This window comes from Janthinobacterium sp. UMAB-60 (assembly GCF_900095235.1).
Classification (GTDB): Bacteria; Pseudomonadota; Gammaproteobacteria; order Burkholderiales; family Burkholderiaceae_D; genus Janthinobacterium.
This window is the reverse complement of record NZ_LT607496.1, coordinates 95,375-121,835: the sequence shown is the minus strand read 5'-3', so window position 1 is coordinate 121,835 and position 26,461 is coordinate 95,375. Positions and strand designations below refer to the sequence as shown.

Sequence of the window (26,461 nt, the reverse complement as noted above, 5' to 3'; positions counted from 1 at the left end):
TTCAACCATGAACGGCTCCCGTATAGCTTTCGATGACGGCCGGATCGCGGAAGACGGCATCCGGCGTGCCGTCGGCGATCAGCTGGCCAAAATTGAGCACGGCGACGCGCTGGCACAGATTGCTGATGGTTTCGATATCGTGCTCGATCATGACGATGCCCACGCCAAAGGCGGCGTGCAAGTCCTTCAGCATGCCCATGAAGCGGCGCTTGCCGTTCGTTTCCAGGCCCGCCAGCACTTCATCGAGCAGCAGCAGTTTCGGATTCGTCGCCAGCGCCTTGGCCACTTCCAGCGCTTTGAGTTCCGTCAGCGCCAGTTCGCTGGCCGCATCGCGCCCGGCCTTGTCAAGCAGGCTCGTAAACTCGAGGATTTCATCGATCTTGCGCATGTCGACCTTGCCGGTGCCGAAGCGCTGCGCCACGACGAGGTTTTCGCGCACCGTCAATTCATGCATGGGCTGCGGAATCTGGAAGGTGCGGCCCAGCCCCAGGCGCGCGCGCTGGTACATGGGCATGGCCATGATGTCGCGCCCTTCGAAGCGGATGCCGCCGCCGGTAGGGCGCACCAGGCCGGAAATCGCATTGAACAGCGTGGTCTTGCCGGCGCCGTTCGCGCCCACCAGGCCGATCACGTCGTGGCTGCTCACTTTTAAGGTGACGGAATCGACGGCCGTCAGGCCGCCGAAGCGCACGGACACATTATCGAGTTCAAGCATGTGCGTTCTCCTTCGCTTTGAACATCTTGCGCAGCAGCGGCAGCAGGCCGTTCGGACTGAAGACGATCATCGCCACCAGCAGCACGCCCAGCACCAGCTGGTGGCCGGTGGGGATCAGCGACTTGAAGATCAGCTGGTCGACCAGGTAGACCACCACGGCGCCCAGCACGGGGCCGAGTATCGTGCGGTAGCCGCCGAAGATGGCCGCCACGATCGGTAACGTCACCCACAGGCTATTGAAGGCGTAGTCGGGCTCCAGGAAGTTGATGTAATGGGCGTTGAAGGCGCCGAACAGGCCCGCCATGAAGGCCGACACCAGCAGCATCGCGCCTTTCAGCAAGGTGCTGTTGACGCCGACGACGCGCGTGGCGTCTTCGCTGTCGTGCATGGCCCGCAGGGCGATGCCGTAATGGCTGGCGCGGATGCGGCTATACGCAAACGCGCAGCACACCACCAGGGTCAGCACCACCAGGTAGGCGCCCGTCTTGCTGGCCAAATCAAAACCGAAGACGGTGGGCAAGGCGGGAATATTGTTGATGCCGCCGGCGCCGCCCGTCACCGAGCTCCACTCCGTGGCCAGGATGCGGAAGATGTGGGCGTAGGCGAGGATGGCCAGCGCAAAATACGGTCCGCGCAGGCGGAGCACGGGCAGCATGATGACGGCGGCGATGGCCGCCCCCGCGCCACCGAGCAGCATGGCGGCAAACACGGGCACGCCCAGTTTCACGGTGGCCAGCGCGGAGACATACGCGCCCACGCCGAAGAACGCCGCATGGCCGAAGCTGACCATGCCGCCCAGGTTACCCAGCAGGGCCCAGGACATGGCCACGCCGCCGATGATCAGGGCCGCCACCACCATGCTCATCACATACTGGTTGCCGCCCAGGGCCAGCGGCACGGCGATATACGCGGCCAGCAGCAGGCCCGCCGTTGAAATCAGTGTCGAGCGCTTCATCCGCGCCTCCGTTGTGCGCCGAACAAGCCGTTCGGCATGATGAACAGCACCAGCAGGAACAGCACCATGCCCGACAATTCCTGCAGCGCGGAGCTGGCCAGGGTGACGGTCAGCGCTTCGGCCACGCCCAGCAGCACGGCGGCGAGCAGCACTCCTGGGATCGAGCCGATGCCGGCCAATACCGTGATGATGAAAGCTTTCACCGTCAGCGCGCCGCCGTAGGCGGGCTGGATCACGCCATAGCTGAACAGGGCGACGCCGGCGAAGGCGGCCAGGATGCCGGCGACTAAAAAGGAGACCAGTTCCGTGCGGCCCGGATCGATGCCCATCAGCTTGGCCGCGTCGCGGTTGCTGGAGACGGCGCGCACGGCGCGGCCATACCAGCTGGTGGCGAGCCAGCGCCACAGCGCCGCCATCAGCACCAGGCTGACGCCGAAGAAAATCACTTCGCTGCGCATGCTGAAAAACGGGCCGATCTCGATGCCTTCCTGCAGCCAGCTCGATGAGGTCGAGCGGATGTCCGCCTTCCAGACCAGCAAAATGACATTGGTGAGTATCACGCCGATGCCGTAGGTGAGGATCAGCGAATTGATTTCGCGGTCTTTCTTGATGCGGCTGACGATCAGGTACACGCCCACGGACGTCAGGCTGACGATCACCAGCGCGATGGGAATGGCGAACATGGGACCCAGGCCCAGGCCCGATTCGACGCTGTAGGCTATGTAGGCGGCCAGCAGCACCAGTTCGCCGTGCGCCAGGTTGATCACTTTCATGGTGCCGAAGACCAGCGCCAGGCCCAGTGCGATCAGGGCGTAGGAGCCGCCCTGCAGCAAGCCTGAATACAGCGCTTGCAAGATTAATTCTGTCATGTCGTCATCCCGTCAGGCAGCCCTGGCGCATCGCGAAGCTGCGCCGGGACTGCCGTTCATCGGTGCGCGTCCTGGCGGACGCGCGCGTGTGCAGCGGGAGGCTGCCTACCAGGGCAGGGCCGGGTAGGCCAGCTTGCCCGTCGCGTGTTCCTTCGGCCAGACGATCACCACCTTCTTGTCCTGGTGCTGCGCCATGCGGTGCACGAAGTTCTGGTTGTCGCCATTGGCGGCGAACTGCACCCGGCCGATCAGGGTTTCGCGGTCCGTCTTGCGCATCTCGTCGGCCACGCCGCCTTTCTTGAGCGTGCCCTTGTCGGCCGCGCGCGCGATCGCTTCGAACAGCAGCATCGACTGTACGTAGCCGAACTGGCCCAGGTAGTCCGGCTCCTTCTTGTACAGCTGCTTGTAGGCGTCGCTGAAGGCCTTGCCGTCGGCCGTCTTGAATTCGGTCGGGAAGGGCAGCAGGGCCGTGCCGAACACGTTCGGCATCAGGTCGGGGAAGTCGGCCGCCATCTTCGGCGTGGCCAGCGACCACACGCCCACCATGGCCTTGATCTTCGGCTTCAGGACGCGCGCGGCGCGGATGATGCCCACGTAATCGTTTTCGTAGCCGACCATAGCCACGACTTCCGATTTATCCTGCAGCTTGATCTTGTTGATGATGGGCTTGAAGTCGGTAATGGCCGGGTCGAACGAGTGCGTCGTCACCTTCACGCCCTTTGCCGCCAGGGCTTTTTCCACGTCTTTCGCCAGGCCCGTGGTGGCGTCCTTGGTCGAATACACGATGGAGACGGACTTGGCGCCCACGTCGGCCAGCAGTCCCAGCATGGCTTTTTCGTAGCCGGCCGTGTTATTGATGCGGAAAAAATTCTTGCGCCCGCTGGCCACCAGGCTGTCGTCCACGCCGCCCGAGGTGATGTAGACCAGGCCCAGCTTATTGGCCGTGTCCGAGGCGGGCGAGATATTGTTCGAGCCATAGCCGCCCGTGATGGCCACCACGCCCTGGCTGGCCAGCTTTTCCACGGCGGCGATGGCCTTGGCGGGCGCCGATTCGTCGTCGACGGTGATGATCTTGATGGTGTGCTTGCCGTTGGTCTTGTTGAAGACTTCGGCCGCGACCATGATCCCTTCCTGCATGCCGGCGCCGACCCGCGCCAGGTTGCCCGTCAGCGGGATTTCCGCGCCGACCAGAAATTCGTCGGCGCTGGCCTGCGTCATCCAGGCGCTGGCGACCAGCGCTGCCATGGCGATGCGTGTGTAGGTACGTTTCATCGTGTCTCCTCCGGTGATGTGGCTTGGTTTTATTCTCAAGTCTGGTACAACATGGTTAACTTATCGGGCATTCTGCGCCATTTGCCGCAGCTGCCCTTTTAAAATCTTGCCCGTGGCGGCCGCCGGCAGCGCTTCCATGACGATGATGGCGGACGGGCATTTGTACGGCGACAGGGTTTGCGCCAGCCAGGCCTGCAATTGTGCCACGCTGGCTGGCTGGCGCGGATCGAGCTCCACGTAGGCGATGACATCCTCGTTGCCATCGTCCAGCGTGCGTCCCACCACGGCCGACTGCACCACGGATGGGTGGGCGTTCAGGGCTGTTTCCACTTCCAGCGGATACACATTGAAGCCGGAGCGGATGATCAGTTCCTTGGTGCGCCCGACGATGAACAACGCGCCGTCCGGTTCCTGGCGCGCCATGTCGCCCGTATTGAGCCAGCCGCCGTCGCGCATGGTGGCCGCCGTCATGGCCGGTTCGCGGTAGTAGCCGGCCATGATGTTCGGCCCGCGTATCCATAATTCCCCCGGCTCGCCCGGCGTCACGTCCGTGCCTGCCACGTCCACCACGCGCACTTCCACGCCCGGTATCGGCATGCCCACGGAATCGTCGCGGCGCGGCGTTTCCAGGCGCGTCTGGCTGATGGTGGGCGCGCTTTCCGTCATGCCGTAGCCATTGTGCAGCGCAGTGCCCAGCAGCTTTTCCACGTCGTGCTTGAGCGACGGCGCCAGCGGCGAGCCGCCCGCATACGCAAAGCGCAGCCGCGTGGGCAGCGGCGTATCGGCGCCGCCCAGGGTTTGCAGCAGCTTGGCGTACATGGCGGGGACGCCCTGGACGATGGTCAAGCCGTCGTCCTGCAAGGCTGAGAGCAGGCCGTCGACGGAAAAGCGCGGCACCAGGTACAGCGCGGCGCCCGCATACAGGGTACCGAGGGCCACCGAGGCCAGGCCGTACACGTGCGAAATCGGCAGCACGCCGTAGGCGCGGTCGCTGCTGGTCAGGCCACGCAGAGTGCTGGAGACGGCGGCGATGAACAGCAGGTTGCGGTGCGTGAGCATCACGCCTTTTGACTGCCCCGTGGTGCCCGTCGTGTAGATCAGCGCGGCCACCTGTTCGTTGCCGGGCACCGTGTCTTCCGCGATGGCCGCCTCGTTCAAGTCGCCCGCCAGCAGCTCGCCCATGCCGTCGACCGTGGCGCTGGCCGCGCCCAGACGCGCGGCATGCGCGCCCGCTTCCGGCGAGGCGCCGGCCAGGAACAGCACGCGCCGCGCCGAACTGTGCGCAGCGATGGTGTCGATCTCGCGCGCCGACAGGCGGGCATTGACGTTGACGATCCACGCGTCGATGCTGGCGCTAGCAAAGATCAGCGCCACTTGCAGCGCGCAGTTTTCGCCCACCACCATCAGGCGGTCGCCGGCACGCACGTTCAGCTGGCGCAGCAGCTGCGCGGCGCTGTCCACACTGTGCTGCAGCTGGGCGTAGGTCCAGCTGCGGCCCCGTTCATGCAGCGCGGGCGCATCGGGCGCGCGCGCCGCCCAGTGGGCGGGAATGGCCGACAGGCGCGCCGGCAAGTGGGCCAGCAGGGCGGGAATGTCCATCGCGGCCTCCTTCACTTTTGCGCTGCCTTGATCATGTTGCGGGCGATGACGATCTGCTGGATCTGCGTCGTGCCTTCGTAGATGCGGAACAGGCGCACGTCGCGGTAGAAGCGTTCGGCCGCGTATTCGCTGATGTAGCCGGCGCCGCCGTGGATCTGCACGGAGCGGTCGGCCACACGGCCGCACATTTCGGAGGCGAACAGCTTGCAGCACGATGCTTCCGTCGAGATGTCTTCCTTGTTGTCGCGCCGGCGCGCCGCGTCGAGCACCATGCTGCGCGCCGCATAGATCTCCGCCTTGCTGTCGGCCAGCATGGCCTGGATCAGCTGGAATTCGGCGATGGGCTGGCCGAACTGCTGGCGCTCCATCGCATAGGCGAGGGCGTCGGCCAGCATGCGCTCGGCCGCGCCCACGCAGACGGCGGCGATGTGCAGCCGGCCCTTGTCGAGCACCTTCATGGCGGTTTTAAAACCCACGCCTTCCTTGCCGCCGATGACGTTCGCGGCCGGCACGCGGCAATTTTCGAAGATGACGTCGCAGGTATGCGCGCCTTGCTGGCCCATCTTCCTGTCGATCTTGCCGAGTGAAAGGCCCGGCGTATCCTTTTCCACGATGAAGGCGGAGATGGCCGAGGCGCCCCGCTTGACGGGGTCCGTGCGCGCCATGACGGTAAAGATGCTCGCTTCGGGCGCGTTGGTGATATAGCGCTTGCTGCCGTTGAGGATATAAAAATCGCCGTCGCGCACGGCGCTCGTGCGCAGCGATGCCGCATCCGACCCCGATCCCGCTTCCGTCAGCGCGAACGAGCCGATGATCTCGCCCGCCGCCAGTTTCGGCAGATAGTATTGTTTTTGCGCTTCCGTGCCGTCGATGACGATGCCCTGCGAGCCGATGCCGTTGTTCGTGCCGATCAGCGAGCGGAAGGCGGGCGAGGTGCGGGCGATTTCAAAGGCGACCCTGACTTCCTCTTCCATGCTCAGTTCCAGGCCGCCGTACGCTTCCGGGATGGACAGGCCGAACAGGCCCAGTTCACGCATCTGCGCCACGATGGCGGGCGGAATGGTATCCGTTTCGGCCACCAGCGCTTCGTTCGGCACCAGCACTTCGCGCACGAAACGGGCGATGCTGTCGAGCAGGATGTTCAGGGTTTCTTCGTCGCGTATCATCGGTTTCCTCGGCGCTTTGATTTGATCTGTCGTTGAGAGGGGGCGCGCAGTCTAACCGCGGCCCAGGTTTTTTTCCACCGTCTTGACCAGGGCGACCAGGCGCGGTCCCAGGTCACCTTCGAGTTTTTCGCGCGACAGGAGAAAGGCGGGGCCGCCGCAATTGAAGGCCATCACCTGTTCGCCGTCGGCACCCAGCATGGGCACGCCCACCGCATGCACGTCGTTCTGCCACTCGCCGGCCGAGATGCAAAAGCCCCGGTCCTGGTAATCCTTGAAGCCTTGTTCGATGCCGGCCTTGATGCGCGGCCAGCGCTCCGTCTCGTGCAGGCGCGCATGGTCCATCAGGTAGTCGCGCTCGGCCTGCGGCAGGATGCACAGCAGGGCCTTGCCCATGGCCGTCGTCATCAGGGGGATGCGCGAACCGACATCGAGGCGCAGGGTGACGTTGGCGCTGCTGCGGCAGGTTTCCACGTACACCATGCTGAGGCGGTCGCGCGTGCCCAGCGATACGGAGGCCTGCGCATGCTCGGCCAGCTCCTCCATCAGCGCGCGCGCCATCTTGCGCACATCGAGGTTCGACAGCATGCGGTAGCCGAGGGCCAGCACGCCCGCGCCCAGCTGGTACTTGCCCAGGCTGTCCGAATAATTCAGGTAGCCGAGTTTGGTGAGGGTATAGGTGAGGCGCGAAATGGTGGGCTTGGGGATGCCCGTGCGCTTGGCCATGTCCGCGTTCGACAGGAACACTTCGCCGGGGCGAAAGCACCGCAGCACTTCCAGCCCGCGTGCCAGCGCGTTGACGAACTGGCGGTCCTTGCCTTCTTCGTCATCACTGAAGACGATCAGTTCCGGATCGGCCGCGGTCTGAGTATTGGTCATATTTGCCTTCATTTTTCTGACTCCCTGGAAATCAGTTTGCCTAGCCAAATTGGACGTGTCAATCGTTTTGTGAAACATTCGTTCGCACAGCGAAATGCTGCGGTGCATGAAATTTTCCTGGAAAATTGACCTGCATAGCTGTTTCCGGCCTAGTCGCTTGAGCATCGTTGTATACGTCTGTATATTGCGCCATGGGATGACGGCCGCCGCACGAGTGGCCGCTTTTTTTGTATTTTTTTGTATATCGCTGTATACGGCGATATATAACGGAAGAGAACAACATGACGATGGTGAAACAGGTAATAGCAGGCGCCGTGATGCTGGCGCTGGCGCAGCAGGCTGCTGGCAAGGAAGACGTGGATGCGGCGGCGCCGTTCGTGCTGGGCACGGTGACGGTGATCGGCCAGCGCGACCAGCTGGGGCAAGTGGCGCAGTTGGATGGGCAGCAGGTGGGGTCGCAAGTGCGCCGCGCCGAGATGCGCCGCTTTAACCGCGACAACGTGGGCGACGCCCTCAATTTGCTGTCGGGCGTATCGCTGTCGACCAATTCGCGCAACGAAAAAACCGTCGCCATCCGCGGCTTCGATGCGCGCCAGGTGCCGCTGTACATCGACGGCATTCCCGTCTACGTGCCGTATGACGGCTATGTCGATTTCAACCGCTTCACGACCAGCGACCTGGCCGCCATCCAGGTGGCCAAGGGTTTCAGCTCCGTGGCCTACGGCGCCAATACCCTGGGCGGCGCCATCAACCTGGTGTCGCGCAAGCCGACGGCTTTGATGGAAGGCGATACGTCAGTGGGATTCGGTTCGGGCAGCGAGCGCCAGGTCTCGGTCAACGTGGGCACGAACCAGGGCCTGTGGTATCTGCAGGCGGGCGTGTCGTACATTGACAGCGACGGTTTCCCCCTGTCGTCCGACTTCCGTCCCACGGCCACGGAAGACGGCGGCACGCGCAACAATGCGTATCGCAAGGACCACAAGCTGTCGTTCAAGGTGGGCTACACGCCCGAAGGCGCGCAGGCGGGCGACGAGTATGCACTGAGCTACTACAAGCAGCATGGCGAAAAGGGCCAGCCGCCATCGACGAATCCCGTCGGTGCGCGCTACTGGCAGTGGCCATACTGGAACAAGGAAAGCGTGTATTTCGTCTCGCAGACGCGCCTGGGCCAGCAGGAACGCCTGAAACTGCGGCTGTACCACGACAGCTACGACAATGAAATCACGTCGTTTACCAATGGCAGCTACACGACCCTGAAAACCAGCGGCCAGGGCAGCGTCAGCGGCGGGCGCAGCATCTATAACGACCGCACGAACGGCGGCGCGGTGGAACTCGAATCGTTCCGCCTGGCCGCGCACAGCCTGCGTTTTGTGGCCAGCGTCAAGGCCGACGAGCACCAGGAACGCGATGCCAGGGGGGTACGCACTACCTGGTACAAGGATGCCCTGTGGACCCTGGGCGCGGAAGACAGCATCGCCCTGAATGCGGCGACGGAACTGTCGCTGGGCGTGTCGCGCAATGCACTGCGCCCGGACACCGTCTACAGCGCCGGCAATGCGTATACCCTGCCGGAGAATCAATCGGCCACCGACCTGCAGGCGGGCCTGTTCCACAAGATCGGTCTTGATGCACGCGTGTATGCCAGCGTGGCGCGCAAGTCGCGCCTGCCGACCCTGAAGGACCGCTATTCGCAGCGCCTGGGCACGTATATCGAAAACCCGGCCTTGCGCGCGGAGCAGGCGATGAATTATGAGCTGGGCTATCAAGGCAATGCGCAAGGCCTGGCGCTGGAGGCGGCGCTGTTCTACAGCGACGTGAAGGACAAGATCCAGAGCGTGGCGAATGTGTCGGGCGTGCGCGCGCAGATGCAGAACGCGGGCCGGGCGCATATCAGCGGCGTGGAACTGGGTGTGCGTGGCCGCGCCGGCGCCTGGCTCGATTTCGGCGGCAACTACACGTATACGGACATGAAAAATGTCAGCGACCGCGCTATCCGCCTGACGGACGTGCCGCGCCACAAGCTGACGGCGCACGCCGTGCTGCACGCGGCGCGCCAGGTCGACGTGGTGGCCATCGCTGAATCGAACAGCGGGCGCTGGGTCTCGAACACCCTGGAACTCGGTGGTTTTACGACGCTGAACCTGAAGGCCGTGTACCGCCCCTTGCCGGCATTGACCCTGGAAGCGGGCGTGGCGAACCTGGGTGACCGCAATTACGCGCTGTCCGACGGCTTCCCCAGCGCCGGGCGCACCTGGTTGGCCAATGCACAGTACCAGTTCTGATTTATCACTGTCATGAAAGGACACAGCATGTTGAAGACAATACTGGCTGGCTTTACCTCCGCGCTGCTGCTGGCTGCGGTGCCCGCATGGGCAGACCCGGCTCCGGCGCGCGACAACATGAGCCACGCGCTGGCCGTGACGGGCATGGTGGAAACGCCTTTGACCCTGAAGGTGGCCGACCTGCGCCAGCTGCCGCCGGCCAACGGCGGGGAAATCGCCGTCACGCGCCACAACGGCGACAAGGCCGAGAGCATCACCAGCTACAAGGGCGTGCGCCTGCGCGACATTCTCGACAAGGCGGTGCTCGATGCGCCCGGTCATAACGATGTCAAGAAGCTCGCCATCATCGCCACGGCCACCGATGGCTATGCGGTGGTGTTTTCCTGGGGCGAGCTGTATAACGCGCCGGCCGGCGAGGGCGTGATCGTCTACTACGAAAAAAACGGCAAGGCCCTCGACGACAACGATGGCGAGATCGCGCTCATCTCTGCGAAGGATATCCGCACGGGGCCGCGCCATGTGAAATGGTTGAATGGCATCGAGGTGCGCAAGCTGGTGGAGTAATGAAGTGAAGAGGTCGGCCGCCGTGGAGCCATCCCCGGCGGCGGATTTTTTTACCTTCCCAGCGCTGTTCGCATCGCCTGGCCCGCCACGTCAAACAATCCCCGCGCCGCTGGCGTCAGGCCCGGCATGTGCATCGATGCATGGATCATGCCGTCCAGCTGCACGCATTGCGCCGCCACGCCGTCATCGTGCAAGCGCCGCGCATACGTAATTCCCTCGTCATGCAGCGGGTCGAATTCGCACACCAGCACCGTCGCCGGTGGCAAGTCCTTCAGTGAGGCGGCCCGCAGCGGTGCCGCATACGGATTGCTCCCTTCTGCCGGCTCGTTCAGGTAGGTCGACCAGCAAAAACGCATCGCTTCCCGCGTCAGCGAATGGCCCTCCGCATAGCGCTGGTACGACGGCGTTTCGAAGGCGAAATCGAGCGCCGGGTACAGCAGCAACTGGTGCGCCAGCGCGGGACCGGCCTGGTCGCGCGCCATCAGTGCCGCTGCGGCGGCCAGGTTGCCGCCCGCGCTGTCGCCACCCACGGCGAGGCGCTTCACGTCGATGCCCAGCGCCGCCGCATGTTCGGCGACCCAGCACAAGGCCCGGTAAAAATCGTCGAGCGGCACGGGGAACTTGTGTTCGGGCGCCAGCCGGTAGTCGACGGAAAAAATCACGCAACCGGTGGCGTTGGCCAGCGCGCGGCACGGATTGTCGTACAGGTCCAGCGAGCACAGACACCATCCTCCGCCATGCGCAAAGACGATGGCGGGCAGGGGGGCGCTCGTATCCGCGCCGGCCGGCACGTAGGCGCGCACGGCCAGCGCATGTTCACCGGGCAGCACGTAATCCTTGATCGAGGCGACGTCCTCCAGCGGCCCGTGCAGCTGGCGCAAGCCCGTTTCCGTGGCCGCGCGCAGGTCTGCCAGCGAGGCGGGCGGCGGCGCATTGTTGCTCTGTTCCAGCCAGGCGGCGATCAGCGGGTCGAGGCTCATGCGGGCTCTCCGGCCAGGAAGGGCAGCAGGTGGGCGATGAACGCTTCCGGCTGTTCTTCCATGATGAAGTGGCCGCATTCGGCGACGATGGCGCCTTGTAACTGATCCGCCTTGCCCTGCATGGTCAGCAGGGGTGCGTCATTCGTCGCGTGGTCGGCGCCGATGGCCAGCACCGGCATCGGCAGGCTGTGTTTTGCCCGTTCCAGATTTTGCCGGATGGTTTCTGGAATGGCGCGGTAGTAGGCGAAGCCCGCGCGCAGGGCGCCCGGCGTGGCATACGCGTCCGCATACACGTCGACGGCCACCTTGTCGCGGCGGTACGACCAGCGGTCGAAAATGAAGCGGATGTACTCGCGTTCCTTGCCCGCCGTGAGCATTTCCGGCAAATCGAGCACCTGGTTGAACATGAAGTGCCACAGGAAGATGTTATCCGACGGCGCGACGAAAATCGGTGGCGCGGGCGCCAGGCCGGGAATCACGGCTTCCGTCAGCGCCAGTTTCGTCACGGCCTGCGGGAAATCGCTGGCCAGCGCATAGCCGACCCACATGCCGATGTCGTGACCCACCACGTCGTACTGCGCATGGCCCAGCGCCAGCATGGCGCGGTGCAGGGTGGCGGCCACGGCGCCGGTGTCGTAGCCATCGGCCGGGCGGCTGGAGTGGCCGCTGCCCGGCGGGTCGATGGCGATCGCCTGGTAGCCATTGGCCGCCAGGGCTGCCATCACGTGGCGCCAGGCATACCAGGTTTGCGGCCAGCCGGGGATCAGCAGCACGGGTTTGCCTTCGCCTGCAATCACGCAATGCAGGCGCTGGCCATCGATGCGCACATAGTCGTGGCTGTAGTTGTCTTCATGTTGATGCATGGTGAGTCCTTGTATTGATTCAGTTGATCAGTTGTGCTCGATGCCGAGCAGGGTGTTGATTTGCTGCGCGCTGACGGGGGCGCCGGCGAAGTCGTCGAAGATCTTGTCGGTGACGGGGATGATGTGGGCATTGATGAAGGCCACGCCTTCGCGCGCGCCCACTTCCTGGTCCTTCAGACAGCACTCCCATTCCAGCGTCGCCCAGCCCGCGTAGTCGTTTTGCGCCATCTTTGAAAAGATCGCCTTGAAATCGACCTGGCCATCACCGAGCGAACGGAAGCGCCCGGCGCGGTTTCCCCACGACTGGTAGCCGCCGTAGATGCCTTGCCGCCCGGTCGGATTGAATTCCGCATCCTTCACATGGAACATGCGGATGTGCTCCTTGTAGATGTCGATGAATTCCAGGTAATTGAGCTGCTGCAGCACGAAGTGGCTGGGATCGAACAGCATCTTGCAGCGCGGGTGGCGGCCCACGCGTTCATGAAACATCTCGAAGCTGATGCCGTCATGCAGGTCTTCGCTGGGGTGGATTTCGTAGCACAGGTTGACGCCCTGTTCCTCGCACATGTCGAGGATGGGCAGCCAGCGGCGCGCCAGTTCGTCGAAGGCCGTTTCGATCAGGCCGGGCGGGCGTTGCGGGAACGGGAACAGATACGGCCAGGCGAACGAACCGGAAAACGTGCCCATGTCGGTCAGGCCCAGGCGCTTCGAGGCCATGGCCGCCAGTTTCACTTGCTCGATGGCCCACTCGGTGCGCGCCGCTGGCTGGCCGTGCAGGTGTGCCGGGGCGAAGCTGTCGCACAGCGCGTCGTAGGCCGGGTGCACGGCCACCAGCTGGCCGAGGATGTGCGTCGTCAGTTCGCTGATGACCAGGCCATGGCTGGCCAGCATGGCAACGAGGTCGTCGCAGTATTGCTGGCTGTGCGCGGCCTGTGCCACGTCGAACAGGCGTGCGTCCCAGGCGGGAATCTGCAGGGCCTTGAAGCCCATGCCGGCCGCCCATTCGGCGATGGCGGGCAGGGTGTTGAAGGGCGCCGTGTCGGCGGCGAATTGTGCCAGGTGCAGGCTCGGTCCTTGGATGGTTTTCATATCGGCTCCTATTGTTTGTCGATCGACAAAGAATAGGTGAAATTGTTGGCGCGGTCAAGGCGTCGATGCAAAATAAATCGCGAAGGCGGCTTGCGTGCCAGGCGTTATACTGGCCGCCACTTCGTAAGCAGAGGATCACAATGGCAGGAAGACCGAGGGAATTTGACCGCGCGCTGGCGCTGGAAAAAGCGCGTGACGCGTTCTGGACGCGCGGCTATGAAGGCGTGTCGATGGCCGATCTGGTGGCGGCGCTGGGCATCGCCTCGGCGCGCATCTATGCGGCGTTCGGCTCGAAGGAGCAGCTGTTCCGCGAAGCCGTGGAGTTGTATGAAACGGGAGAAGGCGCGTTTGCCGTGCACGCGCTGGCGGCCAGCCTGAATGTGCGCGACGCGGTGGCGCGCATGCTGGAGGAGGCCGTGCTGCTGTACACGCGCAGCGGCCAGCCGCAAGGCTGCATGGTGGTCACGGCCGCGACCAACACGAGCGCGGAAAACGCCGGCATTGCCGACTGGCTGGCGCAGCACCGCCGCGCGCGCACGCAAGCGGTCATCGAGCGCCTGCGCGCGGCGCAGCTGGCGGGAGAATTAAAGGGAGAGGCGGACGTGCAGGCGCTGGGCGACTATTATGCGGCCTTGCTGCACGGTCTGTCGGTGCAGGCGCGCGACGGCATTCCCGCCGAACGGCTGCTGGCACTGATCCGGCCGGCGATGGCGCCCTTGGCGCTGGAAATGAAAAATCAGACTATCTAACCGGTAGTGACTGTGCTTAAGTCTTGACGTCGATCAGGCTGCCCAGCGCCTGGTCGGCCGCCTTGACGACATTCGCCGACAGGTTGAAACCGGCCTTGTAGACGAGGTTATCCGTCAGTTCGGACGCCAGGCCGACGCCGTTCGGCCGGCTTTCTGCCGCCTTGGCCGCAGTTGCATTGGCGCCGCTGACGCTTTCGCTGGCGGCCAGCTTGCGTCCTTCGACGGACAGCGTGACGCCCGTGCCGGCCGGACTGGACTCCTGGAACTCGGCTTGTTGCGGCTGGAAGCCCGGCGTATTCGCATTGGCGATATTGTTGGCGGCCACATCCAGCGCGCGCTGGTTGGCGGTCAGCCCCGAAGTACCGGTGGTGAGGGCGGAGATGGACATGGCGACTCCTTCAGAATACATCCAGTTTACTCCCGCCAGCGGGAAAAGTGTGGTGGTGTAAGGCAATAATTTTTTCTGTTGCATCTTGCCGCAAAAAAATAGGTACATCACGTAATTTTTTTATATTGTCCTGTGGCATTTCACTGTCTAGACTGGCAGGGAAGTCATCCACGGAGTCCGCCATTTTTCATCTGCTTCGCCCCATGTTCCTGGGTTTGCTGCTCAGTCTGCCTTGCCTGCCCCTGAAAGCCCAGTTTGTTCCCTTGCAGTTGCCGCTCGATGCACGCCTGAACGAGCAGGTGATCATGGTGCCGGCCGGCGACGGCTTGCGCGAGGCGCTGGAGACGACGGTGTTCCGTCCCGCCGGCCCCGGACCGTTTCCCTTGCTGCTGATGAATCACGGCAAGCAGGCCGGCCCGGCCCGGCTGCAGCAGCGCGAGCGCTTCATCTATATGGCCACCGAGTTCGTGCGCCGCGGCTATGCGGTGATGCTGCCCATGCGCGCCGGTTTTGCCCGCTCCACGGGCGCCTATCGCGATTTTGGCTGCGACATGCTGGGCAACGCCCAGGGCCAGGCGCGCGACATGCTGGCCGCGCTCGCGTATGCGCGCCGCCAGAGCTGGGTCGACCCGCAGCGCATCGTCGTCGCGGGGCAGTCGTATGGCGGCATGGCGGCGCTGGCGCTGGCCACCCGGATGGTGCCCGGCGTGCGCGGCGTGCTCAATTTTGCCGGCGGCCTGCGCGTCGACATGCCCGGCTGCGACTGGCAAGGGGCGCTGGCCAAGACCTTCGCCACCCTGGGCGCCTACAACCACATCCCCAGCCTGTGGCTGTATGGCGCGAACGACTCGTATTTTTCGCCGGCGCTGGCGCGGCGGTTGTTCAATTCCTTTACCGGTTCCGGCGGCCGGGCGCAACTGCTGGCCTATGGCCCGTTCAAGCGCGATGCCCACCTGACCCTGGGCAGCCGCGACGGCGTGGCCGTGTGGCTGCCCGCCACCGAGCGCTTCCTGCAGAGAGTCGGCATGCCGGTGCGGCAGGTTTATCGTGTGGCCGATGCGCCGTCGCCGCCCGCCACGCATTTCGCGCCGCAGGACGATATCGCCGCCGTGCCGTATCTGGAAGAGCAGGGCCGCGCGGCCTACCGCGTCTTCCTCGAGAAAACCGCGCCGCGCGCCTTTGCCCTGTCGGCCAGCGGCGCCTGGGGCTGGGCCGAGGAGGGCGAAAGTCCCGAGGTGCGCGCACTCGCTTCGTGCCAGCGCCGCAGCAGCCTGCCGTGCCAGTTGTATTCGGTCGATGAAAGCGTTGTTTGGCCCGGTGCCAGCGCCGTCGGCGGTGCGCAATAGGCCGCCGCGCACGATAGTTGTCGCCGAAACGGGCGATGGGCGAATATACTAGGCGAAAAGGGAGGCGTTGCGCTTCCCGTCCGCCCTTATTATCCAGCGAGAATTCACCCTTATGGCGTCATCCCCAGAAAACCTCAGCATGGCCGTGTTTTGCGACTTCGAGAACGTCGCGCTCGGCGTGCGAGATGCAAATTACGAAAAATTCGATATCAAGCCCATCCTCGAACGCTTGCTGCTCAAGGGCAGCATCGTTGTCAAGAAGGCATATTGCGACTGGGACCGTTATAAAAGTTTCAAGGGCACCATGCACGAAGCGAACTTCGAACTGATCGAAATTCCCCACGTGCGCCAGTCCGGCAAGAATTCGGCCGACATCCGCCTCGTCGTCGATGCACTGGACCTGTGCTACACCAAGGCTCACGTGAACACCTTCGTCATCATCAGCGGCGATTCCGATTTCTCTCCGCTGGTGTCGAAACTGCGCGAAAACGCCAAGCAGGTGATCGGCGTGGGCGTCAAGCAGTCGACCTCCGACCTGCTGGTGGCGAACTGCGACGAATTCATTTTCTACGATGACCTGGTGCGCGAGAGCCGCCGCACGGCCGCCAAGCGCGACGCGCGCGAAAGCCCGGCTGCCGCTGTCAAGCGCTCGCCCGACGAAGAAGTGCGCCGCAAGGAAAAATACGAGTCGCGCAAGACGGAAGCGATCGAGATGGCCGTCGAAACGTTCGACGCGCTGGTGTCCGAACGGGGCGACAGCGGCAAGATCTGGGCTTCGATGCTGAAAGAAGCGATCAAGCGCCGCAAGCCGGACTTCAGCGAATCGTATTACGGTTTCCGCACCTTCGGCAACCTGCTGGAAGAAGCGCAGGCGCGCGGCTTGCTGGAATTTGGCCGCGATGAGAAATCGGGTGCCTATGTCTACCGCAGCAGCGGCCTGGTGGCCGTGCCTGCCGCCGTGAACGCGGATGCCGCCAGCGAGACAAGCGCCAGTGGCGAGACCGGCGCGACGGCGGAAGAGGGCAACAGCCGCGAAGGCGGCAGCCGCCGCGATTCGCGCCGCAATGGTCGTGGCGGCCGCAAGCAGAACGAGCAACGCCGCGGCGAGTCCGCGCCACAGGCTTTCGTGCCGGTGGCCGAGGCCGAATCGGCTGTCATCGAGCAGTATGCGCCAGCGCCACAGCCGGAAGTGCTGCACGAGGTGGCCGAAGCCGCAGTCGAGGTCGTGGCGGAAGAGGGCAGCGCCAAGCGCGGTTCGCGCCGCAATGGCCGTGGCGGCCGCAAGAATGGCGATGGCGCCCGTGAAGCGCGCGCGGAAGCCGTCGAGGTGGCGGTGGCGGAAGCCATGCCAGTGCCGGAACCGGTAGCTGAAGTGATGGTGGACACCGTCGCCGAAGCGAAGACCAAGGCCAAGCCGCGCACGCCAGCGCGCAAGGCGGCAGCATCGAAAAAGCCGGCCAAGAAGGCGGTTGAAGCGGTGGCGGAAGCGGCACCTGTGATTGAGGCTGCACCGGTGGACGTGGCCGTCATGGCGGAAGACAAGCCGGCCAAGGCGCCGCGCAAGACGCCGGCACGCCGTCCCGCGCGCAAGAAGGCGGAAGCGGCTTGATTGAAACCCCAAAGCAAGGACTGGGGTCGGACGGGGACGCCGAGTCCCGACGGGTCTGACCCCAAGCGTGTAGGATGAGCCTGTTTTTAACGAAGCGGGCTTAAGCATGTACCACGGTGAACGGTTCAACAGCATTTCCCATACGGTGGGCGCCGCGCTGGCGGCCATCGGCGGCGTCATCCTCATCGTCGTGGCGGCGCGCACGGGCGACCCCTGGAAAATCGTCAGCTGCAGCGTGTATGCGGTCATGCTGCTGACCTTGTACCTCACTTCCAGCCTGTACCACAGCGTGCGCGGCAAGGCCAAGGCCGTGCTGCAGCGGCTCGACCACTGCGCCATCTACCTGCTCATCGCGGGAACCTATACGCCCTTCATGCTGGTGACCCTGCGCGGGCCGTGGGGATGGTCGCTGTTCGGCGTCGTCTGGGGCCTGGCGCTGTTTGGCATCGTGCAGGAATATGTGTACGCAAAAGGCGCGCGCATCCTGTCGCTGGTGATTTACGTGGCCATGGGCTGGCTCATCGTCATCGGCATCAAGCCGTTGCTGGCGGCGCTCGAGTGGAACGGCTTCCTGTGGCTGGTGGCAGGCGGGCTGTGCTACACGGGCGGCATCGCTTTCTACGCCACCGACCACAAGCTGCGCCATGGCCACGGCATCTGGCACCTGTTCGTGCTGGCCGGCAGTAGCTGTCATTTTATCGCCATTTTGTTCTACGTTGCCTGACGTTGGCTGCTGCCATCACTGTTGCCATGATTCCATTATAATGGCGCGATATGTGAAACGCAGTCAATAATAAGGCAACAATGGATATCAATTCGGACGACCTGAAAATCTTCGTCACCGTCATCGACAGCGGCACCCTGAGCGCGGCCGCCGTGCACCTGGGACAAACCACCTCGGGCGTCAGCCGCGCGCTGTCGCGCCTGGAAGACAAGCTGGCCACCTCGCTGCTGACGCGCACCACGCGGCGCATGGAGCTGACGGAAGAGGGGCAGCTGTTCCTGGACAAGGCGCGCGCCATCCTCGCCTCGATGGAGGATGTGGAGGAATCGATCCGCATCCGCCGCCAGAAGCCGGCCGGGCGCCTGTCCGTCGATGCCGCCTCGCCCTTCATGCTGCATTGCGTGGTGCCCCACGTGGCCGAGTTTCGCGCCATGTACCCGGACATCCGCCTGGAGCTGACCAGCAACGACCAGATCGCGGACCTGCTCGAGCACCGCACCGACATCGCCATTCGCATCGGCGCCCTGGTCGACTCGACCCTGCATGCGCGCCCGCTCAGTGCCAGTCCCCTGCACGTGCTGGCCACGCCCGCCTACCTGGCGCGCCACGGCGTACCCGCCACGCCGGAAGCGCTGTCCGGCCATGCGCTGTTGGGTTTTGCGCAATATGAACTGGGGAATCACTGGCCGCTGCGCCACGAAGCGGGCAACAGCCTGCAGATCGTGCCCGCGCTGGCCGCCTCCAGCGGCGAAACCCTGCGTCAGCTGGCGTTGCATGACCAGGGCATCGTCTGCCTGTCCGACTTCATGACGAAGGACGACATCGCCGCCGGCCGCCTGGTGCAGGTGCTGCAGCCGTTCTACACGGGCTACCGCCAGCAGATCCACGCCGTCTATTACCGCAATACCCAGCTGGCGCAGCGCATCAGCTGCTTCCTCGAATTCCTGCAGCAGAAGCTGTAGGAACCGGACATGACTGGCGCCGCCCGCTACGGCATGGCGTGTGTTTCTTCGGCCCGCAGCAGCTGTTCCACCTCGTGCGCCGGCAGCGGGTGGCTGAAATAATAGCCCTGCGCCTCGTCGCAGCCGTGCTGGCGCAGGTAGTCCAGCTGTTCCGCCGTTTCCACGCCTTCGGCCACCACGCGCAGCTTCAAATTGTGCGCCAGGGCGATGATGGAGACGACGATGGCCGCGTCGTCCGCGTCGCGCGCCACGTCGCCGACGAAACTGCGGTCGATCTTCAGCACATCGATGGGGAAGGTGCGCAGGTAGGCGAAACTGGAATAGCCGGTGCCGAAGTCGTCGATCGACAGTTGCACCCCCAGCGCTTTCATGTCGTGCAGCTGGCTGACGGCCAGCGCCACATCGTGCATGAACAGGCTTTCCGTCAGTTCCAGTTCCAGGCAGGCGGGCGGCAGGCCCGTTTCCAGCAGCACTTCGGCGATCAAGGCGACCAGGTTCGGCTCGTTGAACTGGCGCGCCGACAGGTTCACGGCCAGGCGCAGCGTGTCCAGTCCCGCCGCATGCCAGCGTTTCACCTGCATGCACGCTTCGCGCATGACCCAGGCGCCGATCGGCACGATCAGGCCCGTATCTTCCGCCAGCGCGATGAAGCGCTGCGGCGCCACCATGCCCAGTTCCGGGTGCTGCCAGCGCAGCAGCGCTTCCACGCCGACGATGCGTCCGCTGGCCAGGTCCACCTGCGGCTGGTAATGCAGCACGAACTGCCCGCGTTCCAGCGCGTTGCGCAGCGCCGTCTCGATGCGCAGGCGCTCCAGCGTGGCCTGGTTCATGGCCGTCGTGTAGAACTTGATGTTGTTGCGGCCCTGTTTCTTGGCGCAGTACATGGCGATGTCGGCCTGCTCGATCAGGTTCTGCGTCTCGCCATGCAAGGTCACGTCGCCGGGGGCGTCGTAGCGCGACATGTCGTAGACGGCCACGCCGATGCTGCAGGTGACGAAGAATTCCTTGCCGTCGAGTAGTACCGGCTGCGCCACCGCATCCATCACGCGCTGCACGATGGCGGCGCTGAGCACTTCGTCGGCCTGTTCGCACAGGATGGCGACGAATTCGTCGCCCGACAGGCGCGCCACCGTATCGCTTTCGCGCAGGCTGGCCTGCAGGCGCGTGGCGATGGTTTTCAGGAGCAGGTCGCCGGCTTTGTGGCCCAGGCTGTCGTTGACGAACTTGAAGCGGTCGAGGTCGATCAACAGCACCCACATGGCCCGGTTCTTGCGGCGCGACAGGGCCATGGCCTGTGCCAGGCGGTCGCGCAGCAGGGCGCGATTGGGCAAGCCCGTCAGCACGTCGTGGTGGGCGATGTGCTGGATTTGCTGCTCGGCCAGCTTGCGTTCCGTGATTTCGGACCCTGTGCCCCGGTAGCCGTGAAATTCACCGAGCTCGTTGAACAGCGGTTCGCCATTGATGCTGAACCAGCGCAGCTGGCCATCGCGGTCCTGCATCGCATATTCGAGGTTGGAAAAGGGCAGGTGCGCTTCCAGGTTGGCGATATGCTGCTTGCCCCAGCGCGAATTGCGCATCTCCGGGTTGTTTTCCCAGCGCGTCATGCCGATGAAGCGTTCCAGCGGCATGTTGGACTTGTCCGTAAAGCCGCCGGTGATGTGGGTGAAGCAGAAGTTGGCATCCTGTTCCCAGTACCAGTCCGAGGACAGGGCCAGCAGGCGGCGGAAGCGCTTTTCGCTTTCCTGCAGGGCGCGTTCCGTGCGCTGGCGCGCCCGCACGTCGGCGCTGAGCAGTTCATTGCTGCGCTTGAGATCGGCCGTGCGCTGTTCCACCAGCAGCTGCACGCGGCGCGAGCGCTGCGTCAGCGATTGCACGAAGGCGGCCGTCAGCACGCTGAACAGCAAACCGGTGATCAGGGTGAACAATGAGCCCAGATGGTCGGCCAGGAAAGGGCGCGGATGGGCCACCACGCGCACATGCCAGGGCCGGCCGGCGGAGGAAAAGCCCCGGTCATAACGGCTGTGATAGGCAAATTGCAGCCAGCGTGGCAGCGACTCCCAGGCGTCGCCCGCTTCGGCGGCAGGCGCCTGGCCATGCCGGAAGATCAATTGGCGCGGGTCGGCGTCAGCGTCGGCGTAGACGCTCAGTTCAAGCTGCGGGTCGCCCAGCAGGTCGGCGCCGGCGAGGATTTTCTGCACCAGTTCGCCTGCGCGGACGATGGCCGCCGTATCGCCGATCAGCGCCGCGCGCCGCTGCTGCACCGTCTGCAGGGGCACGCCGTGGCGGTACACGGGGCGCAGGATGACGAAACCCTGCTGCGGACCCTGCGCCAGGGCCAGCAGGCCGGTGGCGGTGGTCTGGCCGCTGATGATGGCCTGTTCCAGCGCGCCGGCCAGCAAGCCGTCAGGGCGCACGTTCAGGCCGAAGGCGGGGCGGTTGCCCTGCAGCGGTTCGAGATAATCGACGATCAGGTAGGTCGCGTGCTCGGTCACGGGATGGATGACGCCATTGTGCATTTCCGTCATCGCATAGTTGGGCACGATGCGCCGCAGCTCGGCCTCGAACGCCGCGCGCTGCGCATGCGGCACGAGGCGGTGGAAATTGAATGCCTGGATGAACGGGTGGCGTTGCAGCAGCGGCGTGGTGAAGGCGTGGAACTGCTCGCGCGTGACGGGCACGACGGCGGCAAACAGCTGGTTGGTCGTGGTCAGCACCTCGACCGCGTCGTCGAGTCCCTGCTCGATGGCGGCCACGCGCGCGCCTGCGCGCTGCTGCAGACTCAGGCTCATTTTGTCGTATTCGAGCTGGCTGATGGCGCAGAACAGCACGCCGGTGATGCCGACGCCGCAGGCAAAAGTCAGCGCGGCCGCGGCGGAAATCGACAAGGGCAGGCGGCCACGCAGCATGGTTTTTCCTATCTCACTTCATGGATACTTGGATTCGGCGGCGCCTGCCGGCCCCGCGCAGGCCATAGTTTGTCATAAACCACATCCATCATGCTGATTTTGCACCAAATTACTGCTAATAAGCAACAACATCCATGGCAGGGGAAGACGACTTTCAGTCGCTGCCCGCGCCTGCCCGCCGACGCACACGCCACAACTGCCATGCGGGCAGCCAGCGGTTCAGGAAACCCAGGCCGCACACGCGCCGCCAGCGCACCAGGCGCACGACGCGCAGGGCCCGGCCCGCCCCGAGCTTGTCTGGCCTGGCGGCGAAGACGATGCGGTTGTTGCCGGCGATGCCGTCGAAGTGGCACACGGCGCCGCGGAAGGTGAGCATCAGGCGCGCCAGCATGGCAGGGTAGTGCTCGTCATAACTGAACAGGTTGGCTACCAGCACGCCGCCGGGCAGCAGAGCGCGCAGGCAGTCCGCATAGAAGCGCGCGCTGCCCAGTGCGGGTGGCAGGCCCGTTTCGTCGTAGCCGTCGAGCAGCAGCACGTCGGCGCAGCCCGGATGCTGGCGGATATAGCTGACGGCGTCCGTTTCGATGATGCGCAGGCGCGCGTCGTCGGGCGGCAGCATGAACTGCTCGCGCAGGGCGATCACGTCGGCGCGCAGTTCCAGCACCGTGATGCGCGCCTCGGGCAGGTGGCGGTGGCAGAATTTCAGCAGCGAGCCGCCGCCCAGTCCCACCATCAGGATGTGCCGGGGACGCGGCACGAACAGGGTAAAGCACATCATGGCACGCGCATAGCGCAGCAGCAGATGGTCGGGGCGCGACAGCAGCATTTCGCTCTGGATCATGCCTGGCTGGAATTCCAGGCGGCGCCGGTCGCCACAGGTATGCACCTGGGGCGCGCGTACGGCAGGTAATTGGCTATCCGGCATAGGACGACTTCGCTGAGTGGACTGGGGAAGATGCTTTGTTGCATTCAGAGAAATCTGATAAGCTTCCGCGAGCATACCCGATTAATCCGCGCCGAGCATGCGTATATGTAGATGGCGCGCGGCGGCACGGCCACGTAGTCGGGCACCATGGAGACAAGCATGTTTTTGGATCACCCCATCATTACCGCGACGAACAGTTTTACGGAGCCTGACCGCATCGAGCGGCTGACGCGCGTATATGGTTATGCGGCGGCGCTGGCCGACGTGGCCGCCAACTTCGGATTCATTGAAAAAGTGGCGCAGATCCATGACCACAAGGGCACCCTCATCGTGTTCTGGCATGAGGCGCCCAGTGAAGTGGAAAAGCAGTATTTCGTGCAGGCGTGGGCCAGCAAGGTCGGCGACGGCAGCACGAATGTCGAACACGAAATCTGACCTGGCGCGCCGCGCCTGCGCATCGATAACGTAGCCCATGGATATCAAGACTCTGGTACTGGCCCTGGCGCTCGGCAACCTGAGCCTGTGCGCGGCCCTGTTCTTCTTCGAGTACGAGCGCAAAAAGTCGCTCAGCCTGTCCACCTGGGCGGTAGCCAAGCAGTGCCAGGCCGTGGCCTGGTGTTTGTTGTATTTCCGCGGCGTGCTGCCCGATTTCCTCTCCATCTTGCTGGGCAACAGCTTGCTGTTTGCCGGCATGGCGCTGGACGCGGGCGCGCTGTGGCAGGCGGCCGGGCGCAGCGGCTGGCGCCGCTATGTATTGCCGGCACTGGGGTTGTCGGTGGCGCTGTTTGCCGCCTGCTATCTGTTTGACGTGGCGCCGCTGCTGCGCAGTGCCGGCGGCTCGCTGATCGTGGCCGGCTTTTTCCTCGCCGGCGTGGCCGCGCTGTGCCTCAAATGGCGCGAGGCAAGCATGCTGCGCCGCTTCCTCGTCGTCAGCATGGGCATCCTGTCGCTGCTGATCGCCGCGCGCGGCGTGCTCGCTGCCGCCATCCCCGATGTTGACGCCGAGCTGCTGCAGCTGGCCGGTTTTGGCGCCCTGTACCTGATGATGCTGACGAACGCTTTCGGCTACCTGCTGCTGTTGCGTGAAAAAATGGGCAGCGAACTGGCGCGCCTGGAGGTGCTCGATGCGGCCACGGGCGTGCCGAACCGGCGCGGCTTTTACCAGGCGCTGGCGCCGTGGATGGCGCTGGCGCGCCGGCCCGGCTTGCCGACGGCCTTGGTGGTGCTCAATATCGACCATTTCAAGCGCGTCAACGACAGCTATGGCCATCCGGTGGGCGATGCGGTGCTGAAAACCATCGTCGACACGTGCCGCCAGCAGCTGCGCGACAGCGACCTGATGGGCCGCCTGGGCGGCGCCGAATTTGCCATCCAGCTGCCGCGCACGAATCTGGCCGATGCGCTGATGGTGGCCGAGCGCATCCGCGCCGCCGTCGAAGCGCTGCCGGTCAAGACGGAACGCGCCGTGCTGCAGCTGACGGCCAGCCTGGGCGTGACCACCATCCGCGCCGAGGACAGCAGCGTCAGCCTGTTCAAGCGGGCCGACGAGGCGCTGCAGGCGGCCAAGCAGGCGGGCCGCAACAGGGTGGTGGAAGCGCAAGGCGCCAGCACCCTGGATATGTAAATCGGCCTATTTTTTGCGCGAGCCCAGCCAGTTGGGTTGCTTGCCGCATTCCTTGGGCAGGAACAGGACAAGAAAATTGCAACGGCACGTTACCAGACAGGCCATGTTGGCCGCCGGCACGCCGAACATGTGCATTCTCTAACTTTCATTTAAGCTAGGCAAGTTATGCTGTGGGGTGCACGCTCGGCCCCTCTTGTCGTCCGCACCGCAGTTCCCCTTTCTTACTCTTGCCAGGCCCATAATGAAAATGCTCAAATCCCTGCCTGTATGGCCGCTTGCCGCCCCGCTTGCCGGCTGGCTCTTCCTGTTCGGTTCCACCTTCAATGTCGGCGGCTACTATCAGATCCTGCTGGTGGCTGGCCTGATCGGCAGCGTGCTGGCCGCCGTCTACCACGCGGAAGTGGTGGCGCACCGTATCGGCGAACCGTATGGCACCCTGGTGCTGGCGCTGGCCGTGACCCTGATCGAGGTGGCGCTGATCGTCTCGCTGATGCTGGCCGGCGGGCCGGAAACGACGGGACTGGCGCGCGACACCGTGTTTGCCGCCATCATGATCATTTTGAACGGCATCGTCGGCATCTGCCTGCTGCTGGGCGCCGGGCGCCACCGGGAACAGACCTTCGGCCTGCTGGGCGTGAGCGCGTCGCTGGCCACGCTGGCGGCCATCGCCATCCTGACGCTGGTGCTGCCGAATTACACCTCCAGCGCCGCCGGCCCGTACTACAACTCCAGCCAGCTCATTTTCATCGCCGTCATCTCGCTGGTCCTGTACGGCACTTTCGTGCTGGTGCAGACGGTGCGCCACCGCGACTACTTCCTGCCCAAGGAAGCCGTCGGTGACGAAGAGGTGCATGCGGCGCCGCCCACGCCCACCGTCGCCTGGGTCAGCGCCGGCGCGCTGCTGGTGTGCCTGGGCGCCGTGGTGCTGCTGGCCAAGTCGCTGGCGCCCGCGCTGGAGACGGCGATCGCCGCCATGGGCGCGCCAAAGACACTGGTCGGTATCGTCATCGCCGCCATCGTGCTGCTGCCCGAAGGCCTGGCCGCCGTGCGCGCCGCGCGCGCCAATCGCCTGCAAACGAGTTTGAACCTGGCCCTCGGCTCCGCCCTGGCCAGCATCGGCCTGACGATACCCGCCGTGGTGGTGGTGTCGCTGGCCACGGGCCTGACGATCACCCTGGGACTCGATATCAAATCGACAGTGCTGTTGCTGCTGTCGCTGATGGTGGCCACCCTGTCGCTGGGCACGGGCCGCACCACGGTCATGCAGGGCACGGTGCACCTGGTGATTTTTGCCGTTTACTTATTTACCACCATCGTTCCGTAAGCCGCCGCGCGGCTGCTGTTTTGTCACAATCCTGTCACGCCGCTGTCATACGATGGGGGTAGTGTGGTAGGATTTTTAAATCGTCTAAATGATTTATATAGTTTAGCAACTGATTTTGCCAACTTTTTTCAGTTGGTACAGCAATGACAAGACAAGAGGCCAGTATGTATGCAGCGGTGGACCTGGGGTCCAACAGTTTTCGTTTACACGTCGGCAAGCATGATGGCGACACCATACGCGTGGTCAAGAGCGTGCGCGACCCGATACGCCTGGCCGCCGGCCTGGATGCCAATGGCGACCTGACCGAGGCGGCCATGCAGGGGGCGCTGGCTTGCCTGCAGCGCTTTCGCGCCATCCTCGCGGGCTTCGAACTCGATGCCGTGCGCGTGGTGGCCACATCGGCCATGCGCGTGGCGCGCAACGGCGCCGTTTTCCTGCCGCTGGCCGAGCAAGCCATCGGCCATCCGATCGAAATCATCTCGGGCGAGGAAGAGGGGCGTTTGATCTACATGGGCGTGGCCAATGCGCTGGCCATCCCCGGCGAACGCCGGCTGGTGATGGATATCGGCGGCGGCTCGACCGAACTGATACTGGGGCGCGGCAACGATATCGAGCGCGTCGAGTCGTTCAGCCTGGGCACCGTCAAGCAAAGCCTGTCGTTCTTCATCGGCGGG

24 protein-coding genes and 1 pseudogene are annotated in these 26,461 nt (G+C 64.4%); 11 read left to right on the top strand and 14 right to left on the bottom strand.

Annotated features, from left to right (window positions below):
- Position 1 precedes the first annotated feature (1 nt).
- The 7 genes from K0F86_RS22045 to K0F86_RS22015 all read right to left on the bottom strand — a co-directional run bounded on the left by K0F86_RS22045 (position 2) and on the right by K0F86_RS22015 (position 7,452).
- Positions 2-715: an ABC transporter ATP-binding protein gene (locus tag K0F86_RS22045; protein WP_219136316.1), complete on the bottom strand. Its 714-nt coding sequence runs from the start codon at positions 713-715 to the stop codon at positions 2-4.
- Positions 708-1,670: a branched-chain amino acid ABC transporter permease gene (locus K0F86_RS22040; protein WP_219136315.1), complete on the bottom strand. Its 963-nt coding sequence runs from the start codon at positions 1,668-1,670 to the stop codon at positions 708-710. Before K0F86_RS22040 ends, K0F86_RS22045 begins: the two co-directional genes overlap by 8 nt.
- A complete protein-coding gene (locus tag K0F86_RS22035) occupies positions 1,667-2,539 on the bottom strand; it encodes a branched-chain amino acid ABC transporter permease (protein WP_071077978.1) in 873 nt (290 codons plus the stop codon). The genes K0F86_RS22040 and K0F86_RS22035 overlap by 4 nt, the downstream gene beginning before the upstream one ends.
- A 105-nt stretch (positions 2,540-2,644) precedes the next feature.
- Positions 2,645-3,811 carry an ABC transporter substrate-binding protein gene (locus tag K0F86_RS22030; RefSeq protein ID WP_219136314.1) on the bottom strand — a complete coding sequence of 389 codons (1,167 nt, stop codon included), beginning with the start codon at positions 3,809-3,811 and terminating at the stop codon, positions 2,645-2,647.
- Positions 3,812-3,871: 60 nt separating this feature from the next.
- Complete coding sequence (locus tag K0F86_RS22025; RefSeq protein ID WP_219136313.1) at positions 3,872-5,410, bottom strand: class I adenylate-forming enzyme family protein; 1,539 nt, start codon at positions 5,408-5,410, stop codon at positions 3,872-3,874.
- An 11-nt stretch (positions 5,411-5,421) separates the two neighbouring features.
- Positions 5,422-6,576: an acyl-CoA dehydrogenase family protein gene (locus tag K0F86_RS22020; RefSeq protein WP_219136312.1), complete on the bottom strand. Its 1,155-nt coding sequence runs from the start codon at positions 6,574-6,576 to the stop codon at positions 5,422-5,424.
- 51 nt (positions 6,577-6,627) lie between these two features.
- Positions 6,628-7,452, bottom strand: coding sequence for an IclR family transcriptional regulator (locus K0F86_RS22015; RefSeq protein ID WP_219136311.1), 825 nt, complete (start codon positions 7,450-7,452; stop codon positions 6,628-6,630).
- A 281-nt stretch (positions 7,453-7,733) separates the two neighbouring features.
- Here K0F86_RS22015 and K0F86_RS22010 point away from each other — a divergent pair, with 281 nt between their 5' ends.
- Positions 7,734-9,734, top strand: a complete 2,001-nt coding sequence (locus tag K0F86_RS22010; protein ID WP_219136310.1) for a TonB-dependent siderophore receptor — start codon at positions 7,734-7,736, stop codon at positions 9,732-9,734.
- A 27-nt stretch (positions 9,735-9,761) separates the two neighbouring features.
- Positions 9,762-10,298 carry a molybdopterin-dependent oxidoreductase gene (locus K0F86_RS22005; RefSeq protein WP_219136309.1) on the top strand — a complete coding sequence of 179 codons (537 nt, stop codon included), beginning with the start codon at positions 9,762-9,764 and terminating at the stop codon, positions 10,296-10,298.
- Between the two features lie 50 nt (positions 10,299-10,348).
- Here K0F86_RS22005 and K0F86_RS22000 read toward each other — a convergent pair whose 3' ends face one another.
- From K0F86_RS22000 to K0F86_RS21990, 3 genes are read right to left on the bottom strand one after another with little or no spacing between them, the layout of a single operon-like run.
- Positions 10,349-11,278 carry an alpha/beta hydrolase gene (locus K0F86_RS22000; RefSeq protein WP_219136308.1) on the bottom strand — a complete coding sequence of 310 codons (930 nt, stop codon included), beginning with the start codon at positions 11,276-11,278 and terminating at the stop codon, positions 10,349-10,351.
- Positions 11,275-12,141: an alpha/beta fold hydrolase gene (locus K0F86_RS21995; protein WP_219136307.1), complete on the bottom strand. Its 867-nt coding sequence runs from the start codon at positions 12,139-12,141 to the stop codon at positions 11,275-11,277. Before K0F86_RS21995 ends, K0F86_RS22000 begins: the two co-directional genes overlap by 4 nt.
- Before the next feature lie 27 nt (positions 12,142-12,168).
- Positions 12,169-13,230, bottom strand: coding sequence for a sugar phosphate isomerase/epimerase (locus K0F86_RS21990; RefSeq protein WP_219136306.1), 1,062 nt, complete (start codon positions 13,228-13,230; stop codon positions 12,169-12,171).
- Between the two features lie 140 nt (positions 13,231-13,370).
- Between K0F86_RS21990 and K0F86_RS21985 the strand changes: the two genes are divergently transcribed.
- Positions 13,371-13,979 (top strand): TetR/AcrR family transcriptional regulator, encoded by a 609-nt coding sequence (locus K0F86_RS21985; RefSeq protein WP_219136305.1) that lies wholly within the window; start codon positions 13,371-13,373, stop codon positions 13,977-13,979.
- Positions 13,980-13,995: 16 nt separating this feature from the next.
- Here K0F86_RS21985 and K0F86_RS21980 read toward each other — a convergent pair whose 3' ends face one another.
- Together K0F86_RS21980 and K0F86_RS21975 are read right to left on the bottom strand one after the other, a co-directional pair.
- Positions 13,996-14,367, bottom strand: coding sequence for a flagellar basal body protein (locus tag K0F86_RS21980; RefSeq protein WP_219136304.1), 372 nt, complete (start codon positions 14,365-14,367; stop codon positions 13,996-13,998).
- Between the two features lie 10 nt (positions 14,368-14,377).
- A complete protein-coding gene (locus K0F86_RS21975) occupies positions 14,378-14,551 on the bottom strand; it encodes a hypothetical protein (protein ID WP_219136303.1) in 174 nt (57 codons plus the stop codon).
- Between the two features lie 19 nt (positions 14,552-14,570).
- On the opposite strand from K0F86_RS21975, the gene K0F86_RS21970 reads away from it, so the two are divergent.
- The 4 genes from K0F86_RS21970 to K0F86_RS21955 all read left to right on the top strand — a co-directional run bounded on the left by K0F86_RS21970 (position 14,571) and on the right by K0F86_RS21955 (position 19,008).
- Entirely contained in the window at positions 14,571-15,713 is a 1,143-nt protein-coding gene (locus tag K0F86_RS21970; RefSeq protein WP_219136302.1) for a dienelactone hydrolase family protein, read from the top strand.
- A 112-nt stretch (positions 15,714-15,825) separates the two neighbouring features.
- Positions 15,826-17,322: an NYN domain-containing protein gene (locus K0F86_RS21965; RefSeq protein WP_219136301.1), complete on the top strand. Its 1,497-nt coding sequence runs from the start codon at positions 15,826-15,828 to the stop codon at positions 17,320-17,322.
- A gap of 106 nt (positions 17,323-17,428) precedes the next feature.
- Positions 17,429-18,046: a hemolysin III family protein gene (locus K0F86_RS21960; RefSeq protein WP_219136300.1), complete on the top strand. Its 618-nt coding sequence runs from the start codon at positions 17,429-17,431 to the stop codon at positions 18,044-18,046.
- Between the two features lie 80 nt (positions 18,047-18,126).
- Positions 18,127-19,008 carry a LysR family transcriptional regulator gene (locus tag K0F86_RS21955; protein ID WP_219136299.1) on the top strand — a complete coding sequence of 294 codons (882 nt, stop codon included), beginning with the start codon at positions 18,127-18,129 and terminating at the stop codon, positions 19,006-19,008.
- A 26-nt stretch (positions 19,009-19,034) separates the two neighbouring features.
- Here K0F86_RS21955 and K0F86_RS21950 read toward each other — a convergent pair whose 3' ends face one another.
- Together K0F86_RS21950 and K0F86_RS21945 are read right to left on the bottom strand one after the other, a co-directional pair.
- Entirely contained in the window at positions 19,035-21,914 is a 2,880-nt protein-coding gene (locus tag K0F86_RS21950; protein WP_219136298.1) for an EAL domain-containing protein, read from the bottom strand.
- Positions 21,915-22,068: 154 nt separating this feature from the next.
- Positions 22,069-22,839 (bottom strand): transferase spermidine synthase, encoded by a 771-nt coding sequence (locus K0F86_RS21945; RefSeq protein WP_219136297.1) that lies wholly within the window; start codon positions 22,837-22,839, stop codon positions 22,069-22,071.
- 159 nt (positions 22,840-22,998) lie between these two features.
- Between K0F86_RS21945 and K0F86_RS21940 the strand changes: the two genes are divergently transcribed.
- The 4 genes and pseudogenes from K0F86_RS21940 to K0F86_RS27710 all read left to right on the top strand — a co-directional run.
- Positions 22,999-23,274, top strand: a complete 276-nt coding sequence (locus K0F86_RS21940) for a hypothetical protein (RefSeq protein WP_071078435.1) — start codon at positions 22,999-23,001, stop codon at positions 23,272-23,274.
- Between the two features lie 37 nt (positions 23,275-23,311).
- Positions 23,312-24,463 carry a diguanylate cyclase gene (locus K0F86_RS21935; protein WP_219136296.1) on the top strand — a complete coding sequence of 384 codons (1,152 nt, stop codon included), beginning with the start codon at positions 23,312-23,314 and terminating at the stop codon, positions 24,461-24,463.
- Between the two features lie 241 nt (positions 24,464-24,704).
- Positions 24,705-25,787 carry a calcium:proton antiporter gene (locus K0F86_RS21930; protein WP_099759686.1) on the top strand — a complete coding sequence of 361 codons (1,083 nt, stop codon included), beginning with the start codon at positions 24,705-24,707 and terminating at the stop codon, positions 25,785-25,787.
- Positions 25,788-25,951: 164 nt separating this feature from the next.
- Positions 25,952-26,461, top strand: a pseudogene (locus K0F86_RS27710) (Ppx/GppA family phosphatase); the annotation flags it as partial.

Coding starts and splice junctions, on each gene's coding strand:
- K0F86_RS22040 (WP_219136315.1), bottom strand. CDS start 1,670: ATGAAGCGCTCGACACTGATTTCAACGGCGGGCCTGCTGCTGGCCGCG.
- K0F86_RS22010 (WP_219136310.1), top strand. CDS start 7,734: ATGACGATGGTGAAACAGGTAATAGCAGGCGCCGTGATGCTGGCGCTG.
- K0F86_RS21960 (WP_219136300.1), top strand. CDS start 17,429: ATGTACCACGGTGAACGGTTCAACAGCATTTCCCATACGGTGGGCGCC.
- K0F86_RS21980 (WP_219136304.1), bottom strand. CDS start 14,367: ATGTCCATCTCCGCCCTCACCACCGGTACTTCGGGGCTGACCGCCAAC.
- K0F86_RS22005 (WP_219136309.1), top strand. CDS start 9,762: ATGTTGAAGACAATACTGGCTGGCTTTACCTCCGCGCTGCTGCTGGCT.
- K0F86_RS21990 (WP_219136306.1), bottom strand. CDS start 13,230: ATGAAAACCATCCAAGGACCGAGCCTGCACCTGGCACAATTCGCCGCC.
- K0F86_RS21950 (WP_219136298.1), bottom strand. CDS start 21,914: ATGCTGCGTGGCCGCCTGCCCTTGTCGATTTCCGCCGCGGCCGCGCTG.
- K0F86_RS21940 (WP_071078435.1), top strand. CDS start 22,999: ATGTTTTTGGATCACCCCATCATTACCGCGACGAACAGTTTTACGGAG.
- K0F86_RS21935 (WP_219136296.1), top strand. CDS start 23,312: ATGGATATCAAGACTCTGGTACTGGCCCTGGCGCTCGGCAACCTGAGC.
- K0F86_RS22030 (WP_219136314.1), bottom strand. CDS start 3,811: ATGAAACGTACCTACACACGCATCGCCATGGCAGCGCTGGTCGCCAGC.
- K0F86_RS21945 (WP_219136297.1), bottom strand. CDS start 22,839: ATGCCGGATAGCCAATTACCTGCCGTACGCGCGCCCCAGGTGCATACC.
- K0F86_RS21985 (WP_219136305.1), top strand. CDS start 13,371: ATGGCAGGAAGACCGAGGGAATTTGACCGCGCGCTGGCGCTGGAAAAA.
- K0F86_RS21995 (WP_219136307.1), bottom strand. CDS start 12,141: ATGCATCAACATGAAGACAACTACAGCCACGACTATGTGCGCATCGAT.
- K0F86_RS22015 (WP_219136311.1), bottom strand. CDS start 7,452: ATGACCAATACTCAGACCGCGGCCGATCCGGAACTGATCGTCTTCAGT.
- K0F86_RS21965 (WP_219136301.1), top strand. CDS start 15,826: ATGGCGTCATCCCCAGAAAACCTCAGCATGGCCGTGTTTTGCGACTTC.
- K0F86_RS21930 (WP_099759686.1), top strand. CDS start 24,705: ATGAAAATGCTCAAATCCCTGCCTGTATGGCCGCTTGCCGCCCCGCTT.
- K0F86_RS21970 (WP_219136302.1), top strand. CDS start 14,571: ATGTTCCTGGGTTTGCTGCTCAGTCTGCCTTGCCTGCCCCTGAAAGCC.
- K0F86_RS22020 (WP_219136312.1), bottom strand. CDS start 6,576: ATGATACGCGACGAAGAAACCCTGAACATCCTGCTCGACAGCATCGCC.
- K0F86_RS22045 (WP_219136316.1), bottom strand. CDS start 715: ATGCTTGAACTCGATAATGTGTCCGTGCGCTTCGGCGGCCTGACGGCC.
- K0F86_RS22035 (WP_071077978.1), bottom strand. CDS start 2,539: ATGACAGAATTAATCTTGCAAGCGCTGTATTCAGGCTTGCTGCAGGGC.
- K0F86_RS22025 (WP_219136313.1), bottom strand. CDS start 5,410: ATGGACATTCCCGCCCTGCTGGCCCACTTGCCGGCGCGCCTGTCGGCC.
- K0F86_RS21975 (WP_219136303.1), bottom strand. CDS start 14,551: ATGGCGGACTCCGTGGATGACTTCCCTGCCAGTCTAGACAGTGAAATG.
- K0F86_RS22000 (WP_219136308.1), bottom strand. CDS start 11,278: ATGAGCCTCGACCCGCTGATCGCCGCCTGGCTGGAACAGAGCAACAAT.
- K0F86_RS21955 (WP_219136299.1), top strand. CDS start 18,127: ATGGATATCAATTCGGACGACCTGAAAATCTTCGTCACCGTCATCGAC.